This is a genomic window from Stenotrophomonas sp. STEN023 (assembly GCF_056760135.1).
In genome coordinates this window covers 1-11,445 of sequence record NZ_JBRREF010000122.1, presented here as the reverse complement: position 1 = coordinate 11,445, position 11,445 = coordinate 1, and the positions used below count along the sequence as shown (strand labels likewise).

The following is an 11,445-nucleotide window of genomic DNA, read 5'->3' as shown; positions in this document are numbered from 1 at the left end:
CCCCCCCCCCGCGCGGGGCGGGGGGGGGGGGCGGGGGGCGCCCCCCCCGGCGCCGGGCGGCCCCCCCCGCGGCGCGCCGCCGCCCCCCCCCCCCCCCCGCCCCCCCCCCCCCCCCCCCCACTACAGTCGCCAGGCCTTGGCTCCATCAGCCAGTCAAAAGCTTACCCCTCCCCAGCCCTCCCCTTCGCTACGCGAAAGCGAGGGGGCAAAACAAAAGCCCGGACGGTTTCCCGTCCGGGCTTCTATTTGAACCACGCAAACCAAACTTACTTCGAGGCGGCGTCCATTTCCTTCAGCAGCTGCGGCGCCGGCGCCACTTCCTGCATGATCCAGCGCATGTAACGCTCATCCACCGAGATCATGCGGGTCATCACCGGGTCGAACACCCAGTTGCTGGCGACCGACTCCCAGATGCCGTCAAAGGCCAGGCCGACCAGGCGGCCGTGTGCATCCAGCACCGGCGAACCGGAGTTGCCGCCGGTGATATCCAGATCCGACAGGAAGTTCACCGGCACGCTGCCGATACGCTTGTCCTCGAAGCCGCCGTAACGCTTGGCCTTGACCGCATCGATCAGCGCCTGCGGTGAATCGAACGGGTCCTTGCCGGTTTCCTTGGCGACGATGCCTTCCAGGTCGGTGAAGGCTTCCTGCACCTTGCCATCCAGGCCGGTGTAACCCTTCACGTTACCGAAGGTGATGCGCAGCGACAGGTTGGCATCCGGGTAGACGAACTCGCCCTTGGTCTTCTTGTAGTCGGCAATGGCCTGCAGGAACAGCGGACGTGCCACCAGTTCCTCGCCCATGCGCAGCTTGCGCTGGTGTTCCAGCTCCAGCAGTGCCGGCATCACTGCCACGGCGTACTGGATGGCCGGGTCGTTGCTGGCCTCGAACGCGGCCTTGTCTGCACCGAACCACTTCAGGCGCTCGTCCAGGCTGCCCAGCTTGGAGCCGTCCAGACGCGCGACGGTTGCATCAACCGCCTTGGCATCCACGCCGCCGATCCACTTGTCGAAGGCCGACAGGTGCTGGCCGGCCGGCAGCTGCACATACTGCTGCAGCCAGTACTGCTGGAACTGCCGGTCCATGGCCGGCACGTAGCGGCGGTCCATCTGCTTCAGGCCGCCTTCGATGGTCGGCAGATCGCGTTCCTGGTAACCCTCTTCGCGCTGTGCGTCCGGCTTGGCCTTCTCAATCGCCAGGCGGTACAGGCGCACGGCGGTGCCCAGGGTGCCGGTGCGGTTGAGCATCGCCAGATTCAGATCACGCGCCTGGTTCATGCGCGACTGCTGACCCAGCGTCTGCAGCTGTGCGAATGCATCCAGCGCCGGCTTGCCGGCAGCGCCCTGGCCGCGCAGCCATTCCAGCACTGCGGTTTCCGCGGCCTGCTTCTGGCCGAGCACGTTGTTGCGCTTGAAGCCGTCCAGCTGACCGTCGTAGTTCTTGCTGGTGTTGTTCCAGCTAGCCATGTTGGACGCGTACTTCACCGCGATGTCGGGGTTGTCCTTGCTGGCCGCTTCGACCATCGCGATCTGGTCCTTGTAGGCCTTGGCGATCGACGGGTAGGTCCAGGTAGCGGTGTTCTCGAACTCACTGACCAGCGCATAGCGGTCGGTGCGGCCCGGATAACCGGCAACCATCACGAAATCACCCTCGCCCAGCGGCTGGTTGGCCAGCTTCAGCCAATGCTTGGGCTGGTACGGCACGTTGTCGGCGGCGAACGCAGCCGGCTTGCCGTCCTTGCCGACATAGGCGCGGTAGAACGAGAAATCGCCGGTGTGGCGCGGCCACATCCAGTTGTCGACGTCACCGCCGAACTTGCCGACGCTGCCCGGGGGCGCATAGGCTAGACGCACGTCCTTGATTTCCATGTTCTTGAACAGGCGGTAGGTGTTGCCGCCGGAGAAGCTGTACAGGGTGCAGCTGTAGGCGTCATCGGTTTCGCAGGCGGCGATGGCCTGCTTCTCGAAGGCTTCCAGCGCCTGGGTGCGCTTGAGCGGATCATTGCCGGCGCCAGCGATGGCAGCCTTGGCCTGCGCGGTGACATCGGTGATGTCATCCAGCACGTAGATGCGCGCGTTCGGGCCGGCGCTCAGTTCGTCCTTCAGGGTTGGCGCGTTGAAGCCGTCCTTGATCAGGTTCTTCTCGGCGGTGGAGTTGAGCTGGATCGAGCCGTAGGCGCAATGGTGATTGGTCACCACCAGGCCCTGCGGCGAAACGAAGCTGGCGGTGCAGCCGCCCAGCGCAACCACCGCGCCCATCGGGTCGCCGGTGAGGTTGGCCAGCTGCTGCGGGTCCAGCTTCAGACCAGCCTGCTTCAGCGGGCCGGCAATTTCAGGCAGCTGCTGCGGCACCCACATGCCTTCGGCAGCCTGCGCGGTTTGGGCCAGGCCCAGGCCCGCAATGATGGAAAACGCAAGAAAATTCAGGCGCATATGGCAATACCGAAAGTTTGGAACGGCCGATTGTAGCGGCTGCAACTGTCCACCGCCCCTGTCATCGGTCAGTACCGGGCGGTTACGGCTGAAAGCTTATAATCGCGTCCTTTCCTCACACTGCGGTCCCCTGCAATGGCACAGACGATGAAGGCGCTGGTAAAGCGCGAAGCGACCAAGGGCATCTGGATGGAAGAGGTGCCGGTGCCTACGCCGGGCCCGAACCAGGTGCTGATCAAGCTGGAAAAGACCGCCATCTGTGGCACCGACCTGCACATCTACCTGTGGGACGAGTGGAGCCAGCGCACCATCAAGCCGGGCCTGACCATCGGCCATGAGTTTGTCGGCCGCATCGCCGAAATCGGCCCGGGCGTGACCGGTTATGAAATCGGCCAGCGCGTCTCGGCCGAAGGCCACATCGTCTGCGGCCACTGCCGCAATTGCCGTGGCGGCCGCCAGCACCTGTGCCCGAACACCGTCGGCATCGGCGTCAACGTCAACGGCGCCTTCGCCGAATACATGGTGATGCCGGCCACCAACCTGTGGCCGATCCCCGACCAGATCCCGTCCGAGCTGGCTGCGTTCTTCGATCCCTACGGCAACGCCGCGCATTGCGCGCTGGAGTTCGACGTGATCGGCGAAGACGTGCTGATCACCGGCGCCGGTCCGATCGGCATCATTGCCGCCGGTATCTGCAAGCACATCGGTGCACGCAACGTGGTGGTCACCGACGTCAACGACTTCCGCCTGAAGCTGGCCGCCGACATGGGCGCCACCCGCGTGGTCAACGTCGCCAACCAGTCGCTGAAGGACGTGATGGCCGAGCTGCACATGGAGGGCTTCGACGTGGGCCTGGAAATGAGCGGCAACCCGCGCGCCTTCAACGACATGCTCGATTGCATGTACCACGGCGGCAAGATCGCCATGCTCGGCATCATGCCCAAGGGCGCCGGCTGCGACTGGGACAAGATCATCTTCAAGGGCCTGACCGTGCAGGGCATCTACGGCCGCAAGATGTACGAGACCTGGTACAAGATGACCCAGCTGGTGCTGGGCGGTTTCCCGCTGGGCAAGGTGATGACCCACCAATTGCCGGTGGACCGTTTCCAGGAAGGTTTCGACCTGATGGAACAGGGCAAGGCCGGCAAGGTCGTGCTGAGCTGGAATTGAGCTCAGGCGGAATCGGTAGTGCCGACCCATGGTCGGCATTGACGTCACCGGTAATGCCCGTTGCCGACCATGGGTCGGCACTACAGAAAAAGGCGCATCTAGGCGCCTTTTTCTTTTTGCATCACATCTGGATCAGGGCACGTCGACCGACACGCTGAACACCACGCCCGGCTTGTAGGTATCCGAACCGCGGCGCAGGTCGGCAGCATCCGAACCGAAGGTGTCGTAGTAACCCAGGGTTGCGGTTGCCGGGCCGAAACCCTTGGACACCGACACCGAGCCATCGAAGTAATCCGAACGACGCGGCCATTCATTGCTATCGGCCTTGATCGTGGTGTAACCGGCCGATGCGCCGACCGAGAAACCGTTGCCAATCTCGTAGCTCGCATCCAAGCCGGCGTAGATCTGCTCGGCGCCGCTGTTGCTGTAATCGTCGGCGTAGCCCAGCAGGCCGCTGACGACCACCGGGCCGGTCCAGGTCACCTTGGCCAAGTATTCGTTGTAATCGATGTCGCCGTAGCCGCTGGAAGCGCTGGTGTAGGTATAGCGGTTGACGCCCAGGTCCAGGTTCCAGCTGTCGGACAGGTCCTTGCTCCAGCCGATGTTGTAATCGACCTCGAAGTTCGGGCCGCCTTCGCCGAAATCAACATTCGAACCCCACACGGTGGCATACAGGCCGAACGGTGCGGTGTAGGTGGCGCCTGCCTGGAAAGCCGGCTCGTTGTCGGTCTGCGACACGCCACGGAACACGTAATCGGTGGTCACGCCGAAGCTGGCGCTGAACGGAGAGCTGGACTCCTCACTCTCCTGGGCACTGACGGCAAACGGAACGGACAACAGGGCGGCGCAGGCCACGGCGACAAGACGCTTGTTGTGCATCATGCAGATCTCTCCAGGAAGTGGGGGTATCGGGAGTAGGACAAATCCCGATTCACAAATATTTAACCGCAATTATATTGCGATGCAACATCTATTTCACCCCAACCGTCCCGCCCTGCCCTATTCAGCCTGCGGCAGCCGGAAAGACCCCGTAACGACGGGCCCCGAGCCGGATTGACTGGCCCGCCGCATAAGCTGGTGCATCGGCTGGCAGTTCCACCTCCAACTCGGTAGTTGCGCCGGCCAGGCGCGCGCGCAGACGCTGGCGCGGGCCACTGCGCTGCACCAGCCCAACCGTGGCCTGCCAGTGGCCATCGGCTTCGACAACCAGGTCTTCAGGCCTGACGAATACCTCCAAGGCCTCGCCTTCCGGCACCGAGGCCGCGCGCGGCCACTGTGCCCCGACCACTTCCAGCGTCTGCCCCTGCGCGCGCGCCGGCAGTCGATTGGCCTCACCGACGAAGCCATAGACGAACGGCGATGCCGGCTGGTCATAAACCTCACCCGGCGTACCCACCTGTTCGATGCGGCCACGGTTGAGGATGGCGACACGATCGGCCAGCTCCAGCGCCTCTTCCTGATCGTGGGTGACGAACACCGTGGTCAGCCCGGTGCGGTCGTGCAGTTCGCGCAGCCAACGGCGCAGATCGCGGCGCACCTGTGCATCCAGCGCACCAAACGGTTCGTCCAGCAGCAGCACGCGCGGCTCTATCGCCAGCGCACGGGCCAGCGCCACGCGCTGCCGTTGCCCGCCGGACAGTTGCGCCGGATAGCGCCCGCCCAGTCCATCGAGTTGCACCAGCGCCAGCAACTCATCGACCTTGGCGTCAATGCGCGCCTTAGGCCAGCGCTCGGCACCGCGCCGCACTTCCAGCCCGAAGGCGATATTGCGGCGCACGTCCAGATGCTTGAACAAGGCGTAGTGCTGGAATACGAAGCCGGCGCGGCGTGCCTGCACGCTCAGACCGGTGGCGTCCTCATCATCGAACAGGATCTCGCCCCGCTCGGGATGTTCCAGTCCGGCCAGCGCGCGCAGCAAAGTGGTCTTGCCCGAACCGGATGGGCCCAGCAAGGCCAGCAGCTCACCACTGCGGATATCCAGGCTCACCCCGTCCAACGCCGGAAACGTGCCGTACTGCTTGCCCAGGTTGTGTATGCGGATGTTCATTGCAACCTCAATGACGATGGGCGGCGGCCAGCGATTGACCGTGGCACCACTCCAGGAAAGATTTCACCACCAGCGTCAGCAAGGCGGTGGCGGCCAGCAGCGAGGCGCAGGCAAAGGCGGCGCTGTAGGCGTATTCGTTGTAGAGAATCTCAACGTGCAGCGGCAGCGTATTGGTGCGGCCACGGATATGCCCGGACACCACCGACACCGCGCCGAACTCGCCCATCGCCCGCGCGCTGCACAACAGCACGCCGTACAGCAGGCCCCAACGGATATTCGGCAAGGTCACCTTCCAGAACATCTGCCAGGCATTGGCGCCCAGGGTCAGCGCTGCGAGTTCTTCATCACTGCCCTGCTGCTCCATCAATGGCATCAGCTCACGGGCGATGAAAGGAAAGGTGACGAACACGGTCGCCAGCACGATGCCGGGTATCGCAAACACGATGCGCGGCAGCTGCAACAGGGTTTCGCCCAGCACCGGCAGGTGCAGGCGCAAGCCATCCTCGATCATCGGCCAGAACCAACCATCGCGGCCGAACAGCAGGATGAAGACCAGGCCCGCCACCACCGGCGATACCGAGAACGGCAGGTCGATCAGGGTCACCAGCCAGCGCTTGCCTGGGAAGCTGTGCTTGCTCACCACCCAGGCTGCAGCAACGCCGAAGACCAGGTTCAAGGGCACGACTATTGCCGTTACCAAGAGCGTCAGGCGTATCGCCGACAAGGCATCCGGATCACTGATCGCGCTCCAGAACGCCAGCACACCCCCACGCAGTGCTTCGACGAACACCAGCACCAGCGGCAGCAACAGGAACGACAGCAGAAAACCCAGCGCTCCAAGGATCAGCAGTATCTGAACCCAGCGCGGCTCGCTGGTTACCTGCTGCGGCTTGGCAACACGTTCACTACGGTCCAGGCTCACCGACAACTCCGACAACAACTCGTTCATCGCGCGCCCCTGCGTTGCAGGCGCGCCTGCAAGGTATTGACCAACAGCAGCAGCACGAACGACAGCAGCAACATCGCACCGGCAATCGCGGTGGCACCGGCGTAATCAAATTCCTCCAGACGAATGGTGATCAGCAGCGGCGCGATCTCGGTGACGCTGGGCATGTTGCCGGCAATGAAGATCACCGAGCCGTACTCACCCACGCCACGCGCGAAGGCCAGCGCAAAACCGGTCAGCATCGCCGGCCACAGGCTTGGCAATACCACCCGCACAATGGTCTGCAGACGCGTGGCACCGAGCGTGGCCGAGGCCTCCTCGAACTCACGCTCGGCCTCAGCCAATACCGGCTGCACGATGCGCACCACGAACGGCAGGCCAACAAACACCAGCGCCACCACGATGCCCAGCGGCGTGTAGGCGACCTTGATGCCCAACGGCTCCAGCCACTGCCCTATCCAGCCCTGGCCGCCATACAAGGCGGTCAAGGCGATGCCAGCCACAGCGGTCGGCAGTGCAAATGGCAGATCGATCATCGCGTCAAACAGACGCCGGCCGGGGAAGTTGTAGCGCACGAACACCCACGCCACCCAGGTTCCCATCACGGTATTGAACGCAGCCGCCGCAAACGCGGTGCCGAAGCTCAAGCGCAGTGCGGCCAGCACACGCGGTTCGGTCCATATCTGCCAGATGCCGCCCAGCCCCAGCCCCGCTGCTTTCAGGAACACGCCCAGCAGCGGGATCAGGACGATCAGCCCCAGCCAGAACAAGGTGATGCCCATACCAAGACCAAAGCCGGGGAGTACCCGGCGTTGGCCCCGCACACGCGGCTGCAGTGTTTGCGCTGTTGCTGACACGGTCTACTTGCTCGCCTGGATCTGATCGAAGACACCGCCATCGGCGAAGTGCTCGGCCTGCGCCCTGCCCCACGAACCGAAGGCGCTGCGGATGGTGACCAGCTGCACCTGCGGGAAGCGGGCAACATCAGCCGGTGCCGCGTACTGCGGCGAGCGCGGGCGGTAGTAATGGCGCGCGGCAATGCGCTGGCCTTCCGGCGAGTACAGGTATTGCAGATAGGCCTGGGCGACATCGCGGGTGCCGTGGCGGTCGACGTTGCGGTCCAGCAGCGCTACCGACGGTTCGGCCAGGATCGACAGCTTCGGCACCACGATCTCGAACTTGTCAGGGCCCAGCTCTTCCTGGGCGAGGAAGGCTTCGTTCTCCCAGGCCAGCAACACATCGCCGATGCCGCGCTGGACGAAGGTGGTGGTGGCGCCGCGCGCACCGGTATCGAGCACCGGCACATTGCGGAACAGCGCGCGCATGTAGTTCAGGATCTTGTCGCGGTCACCCTTGAAGATATGGTCGGCATACGCCCAGGCTGCGAGATAGTTCCAGCGTGCGCCACCGGAGGTCTTCGGGTTTGGCGTCACCACCGATACGCCACTGCGCAGCAGGTCGGGCCAATCGCGGATGCCCTTGGGGTTGCCCTTGCGCACCAGGAAGACAATCGTCGAGGTATACGGCGCGCTGTTTTCCGGCAGACGGGTTTCCCAGTTGGCCGGCAGCAGCTTGGCCTTGTCGGCGATCGCATCCACGTCATAGGCCAGGGCCAGGGTGACCACGTCGGCTTCGATGCCATCGATCACCGTACGCGCCTGCTTGCCGGAGCCGCCGTGCGAGGTCTCGATGGTGACGTTGTCGCCCTTGGTTTCCTTCCAGTGCTTGGCGAAGGCGGCGTTGAAATCGCGGTACAGCTCGCGGGTCGGGTCATAGGAAACATTGAGCAGTTGCACATCACGCGCAAACGCGGTGCCTGCACTCAAGGTCAGGGCGAACGCCAGTGCTGCGGTAGCAAGGCGTGAAACATACGAATGCGTCATCAGGGCTCTCCGTCAGAAGGAAACTTGCAGGCGCGAGAAAACAGCTTTTTCATCAGGCAACTTCGCGCCAGCGGAAGCCGCATCAAAACTGCTGTGCAGATAGTTGGTGGCCAACTTGAGGTTGGCGGTCAGGTACCAGTTGGCACCCACCGTCCAGGAGCGGACCTGTGAGGCGGAGACCGTTGGATCGGCATAGAACGGGAATGCTGCGTCATCGATCTGCAGTTCGCCGTAGCGCGCGGTCAGCTCCACCGCGCCGTGCCCACCGTTGGCGCCAAACGGGCGCGAAGGGGTGACGCCGCGATAGCTCGCATCCTCACCGGTCAGCACATAACTGGCGGTGGCCTGCCAGGCGCGGTTGTCCAGGCGCTTGCGGATGCCATTGCGCGCGACTTCCTGTTCCGAAGCGATGTACTCGGCCTGCAGGCCCAGTCCATTGCGGTAGAACCAGCCCTGCGGCGACCAACGGCGGTGCTCGCCATCGGCAATCACCGCACTGCGGTAGGCGAAGAACGTGGCCTGGCCCGGGGTGCGGTAACGCGGCAGGTAGTTGTTGCCGCTGCCATGCTTTTCACCGGTGCTCGCACCCAGGCCAAAGCCTAATCCGGCCCATGCACTGTCACTGCCCTTGAGCGGTTCGAAGAACACGCGGCCGGCATATTCGAAGTCGTCATCCGGATTGCTGGTGACCGCATCGCGGCCATCGACGGTGCCGTTGAACACGCCCAGCGCATAGCTGAACTTGCCCTTGGCCACTTCGCCTTGCAGCTGCACGCCGAGATCGCGATTCGGTGCCAACTCGCTGGCCAGCGCGCGCTCGACATCAACCAGTGCAGACGACGACTGCAGCCGTTCCAGACCAACCGGCGAGGTGAACTTGCCGACGCGTACCGTGTAAGCAGGATCGAAACGCAGATCGGCATAGGCATCGACGATGCTCGCGCTGTCACCTGCAAACTCCGGGGTGAAGCGATAGGCGACCAGCTTGCCCAGCGAGCCTTCCAGGGTCGGCCGTGCGGTACGCAGCAGGAAGGTGTCGTTCTGGTTGGCATCGCCGCCGAGGAACACGCGGGCATCGCCCTGCAGCAGACCGCGCAGCTTCAGCTCATAGTTGCCGTCGCCAGATTTGAACGAAGCGCCCTTCTGGTCGACGGTTATCTTCGGCGCAGCCTTGGCAGCGGCAACGCGCTCTTCTTCCCCGAGCTCAAGGCGTCGCTCGAGGATGCGCAGGCGCTGGTCCAGATCGGCCAGTCCTACGCCTTCGGTCGCACCATCACTGACGCCGGCCAAACGCTCCAATCGCTGCAGGCGCTCCTGCAACTGCTCGACGGTGAGTTGCTGCGCCTGCACCGATGACCCCGCCCCACACGCCGCCAGGGCCAGGCTTAGAGACAACAGCTTCCTGGTTGGCAGGGTGAATGGGGGGCGTATGGCGGTCATCGGCGTCTCCTGTTGGGTGGGTGTGATGACGATGCTGCGGGCGCACACCGGCCAGCGAGAAATGACTTAGGCCGCGCCGCTTATAGCCTTTGCGCATGACGACAGCGCCGGGACACGGGGAAGGCTAAAATTGGCGTTCCACTTGACCGCAAGACCCTGCCATGACCGAAACCGCGAACATCTCCCCGCTGACCCGGCACTACGCCGAGGAACTGGACGCCATCCGCGCGCAGGGGCTGTTCAAGTCCGAACGCATCATCACCAGCCCGCAGTCGGCCGAGATCACCCTCGACGACGGCCGCACGGTGCTGAATTTCTGTGCCAACAACTACCTGGGCCTGGCCGATCACCCGGACCTGATCCAGGCGGCCAAAGACGCCCTGGACAGCCACGGCTTCGGCATGGCCTCGGTGCGCTTCATCTGCGGCACCCAGGACCTGCACAAGCAGCTGGAAAAGCAGATTGCCGGGTTCTTCGGCAAGGACGACACCATCCTTTACGCGGCCTGCTTCGATGCCAACGGCGGCCTGTTCGAGCCGCTGCTGGGCGAAAACGACGCGATCATCTCCGATGCACTGAACCACGCCTCCATCATCGATGGCGTGCGCCTGTGCAAGGCCAAGCGTTTCCGCTACGCCAACTGCGACATGGCCGACCTGGAAGCGCAGCTGCAGGCCGCTGATGCAGCTGGCTGCAAGACCAAGCTGATCACCACCGACGGCGTATTCTCGATGGACGGCTTCATCGCCCCACTCGATGAAATCACCGCGCTGGCGAAGAAGTACGGCGCGCTGGTGCATATCGACGAATGCCATGCCACCGGCTTCCTCGGTGCCACCGGCCGCGGTTCGGCCGAAGTGAAGGGCGCGCTCGACAAGATCGACATCATCACCGGCACCCTGGGCAAGGCCATGGGCGGCGCACTGGGCGGCTTCACCTGCGCCAGCGCCGAGGTCGTCGAACTGCTGCGTCAGCGCTCGCGTCCCTATCTGTTCTCCAACTCGTTGCCGCCGCATGTGGTTGCCGCCGGCATCAAGGCGTTCGAGATGCTTGCCGCCGCCGATGACCTGCGTGAAACGCTGCGCGAGAACACCGCTTACTTCCGCGAGAAGATGACCGCCGCCGGTTTCGACGTGAAGCCGGGCGTGCATCCGATCAGCCCGGTGATGCTGTACGACGCACCGCTGGCGCAGAAGTTCGCTCAGCGTCTGTTGGAAGAAGGCATCTATGCGATCGGTTTCTTCTTCCCGGTGGTGCCGAAGGGGCAGGCCCGCATCCGCACCCAGATCAGCGCCGCGCACAGCCGCGCGCACCTGGACAGCGCGATCGATGCCTTCACCCGGATTGGTCTTGAGCTGGGCGTGATCAAGGGCTGAGGTTTACCGCCCTTGGTTTGAAATCAAAACAGGCGCCGAAAGGCGCCTGTTTTGATTTGTGTTGTCTTGTAGTGGGGGGGGGCCGGGAAGGGGCCGCCGCGCGAGCGCCCGCCCCACCCGCCCCGCGGGGCCGGCCGCAAGGAGCAGCGCG

Annotated in this window: 8 protein-coding genes and 1 pseudogene; 2 read left to right on the top strand and 7 right to left on the bottom strand. The window is 64.1% G+C overall.

The features are described 5' to 3' along the window. Positions 1–266: 266 nt before the first annotated feature. Positions 267–2,432, bottom strand: coding sequence for a S46 family peptidase (locus ACVOLV_RS21025; protein ID WP_481556060.1), 2,166 nt, complete (start codon positions 2,430–2,432; stop codon positions 267–269). Between the two features lie 135 nt (positions 2,433–2,567). Between ACVOLV_RS21025 and tdh the strand changes: the two genes are divergently transcribed. Beyond that, the gene (gene tdh, locus ACVOLV_RS21020; RefSeq protein WP_303749069.1) at positions 2,568–3,602 is read left to right on the top strand and encodes an L-threonine 3-dehydrogenase; all 1,035 of its coding nucleotides are present in this window, start codon (positions 2,568–2,570) and stop codon (positions 3,600–3,602) included. Positions 3,603–3,734: 132 nt separating this feature from the next. On the opposite strand, the gene ACVOLV_RS21015 is transcribed toward tdh, so the two are convergent. From ACVOLV_RS21015 to ACVOLV_RS20990, 6 genes and pseudogenes are all read right to left on the bottom strand, one after another. After that, on the bottom strand, positions 3,735–4,484 hold the full coding sequence (locus ACVOLV_RS21015) for a TorF family putative porin (RefSeq protein ID WP_481556059.1): 750 nt from the start codon (positions 4,482–4,484) through the stop codon (positions 3,735–3,737). A 121-nt stretch (positions 4,485–4,605) separates the two neighbouring features. Further along, positions 4,606–5,649 carry a sulfate/molybdate ABC transporter ATP-binding protein gene (locus tag ACVOLV_RS21010; RefSeq protein ID WP_481556058.1) on the bottom strand — a complete coding sequence of 348 codons (1,044 nt, stop codon included), beginning with the start codon at positions 5,647–5,649 and terminating at the stop codon, positions 4,606–4,608. A 7-nt stretch (positions 5,650–5,656) separates the two neighbouring features. After that, a pseudogene (gene cysW, locus ACVOLV_RS21005) lies at positions 5,657–6,526 on the bottom strand (sulfate ABC transporter permease subunit CysW); the annotation flags it as partial. A gap of 68 nt (positions 6,527–6,594) precedes the next feature. After that, on the bottom strand, positions 6,595–7,419 hold the full coding sequence (gene cysT, locus ACVOLV_RS21000) for a sulfate ABC transporter permease subunit CysT (protein WP_481556057.1): 825 nt from the start codon (positions 7,417–7,419) through the stop codon (positions 6,595–6,597). Positions 7,420–7,455: 36 nt separating this feature from the next. Next, the gene (locus ACVOLV_RS20995; RefSeq protein ID WP_481556056.1) at positions 7,456–8,478 is read right to left on the bottom strand and encodes a sulfate ABC transporter substrate-binding protein; all 1,023 of its coding nucleotides are present in this window, start codon (positions 8,476–8,478) and stop codon (positions 7,456–7,458) included. Positions 8,479–8,490: 12 nt separating this feature from the next. Continuing rightward, positions 8,491–9,918 (bottom strand): OprO/OprP family phosphate-selective porin, encoded by a 1,428-nt coding sequence (locus ACVOLV_RS20990; protein WP_481556055.1) that lies wholly within the window; start codon positions 9,916–9,918, stop codon positions 8,491–8,493. A gap of 161 nt (positions 9,919–10,079) precedes the next feature. Between ACVOLV_RS20990 and kbl the strand changes: the two genes are divergently transcribed. After that, on the top strand, positions 10,080–11,294 hold the full coding sequence (gene kbl / locus ACVOLV_RS20985) for a glycine C-acetyltransferase (protein WP_481556054.1): 1,215 nt from the start codon (positions 10,080–10,082) through the stop codon (positions 11,292–11,294). Positions 11,295–11,445: the final 151 nt, after the last annotated feature.

Coding starts and splice junctions, on each gene's coding strand:
- tdh (WP_303749069.1), top strand. CDS start 2,568: ATGGCACAGACGATGAAGGCGCTGGTAAAGCGCGAAGCGACCAAGGGC.
- kbl (WP_481556054.1), top strand. CDS start 10,080: ATGACCGAAACCGCGAACATCTCCCCGCTGACCCGGCACTACGCCGAG.
- ACVOLV_RS21025 (WP_481556060.1), bottom strand. CDS start 2,432: ATGCGCCTGAATTTTCTTGCGTTTTCCATCATTGCGGGCCTGGGCCTG.
- ACVOLV_RS21010 (WP_481556058.1), bottom strand. CDS start 5,649: ATGAACATCCGCATACACAACCTGGGCAAGCAGTACGGCACGTTTCCG.
- ACVOLV_RS20995 (WP_481556056.1), bottom strand. CDS start 8,478: ATGACGCATTCGTATGTTTCACGCCTTGCTACCGCAGCACTGGCGTTC.
- ACVOLV_RS20990 (WP_481556055.1), bottom strand. CDS start 9,918: ATGACCGCCATACGCCCCCCATTCACCCTGCCAACCAGGAAGCTGTTG.
- ACVOLV_RS21015 (WP_481556059.1), bottom strand. CDS start 4,484: ATGATGCACAACAAGCGTCTTGTCGCCGTGGCCTGCGCCGCCCTGTTG.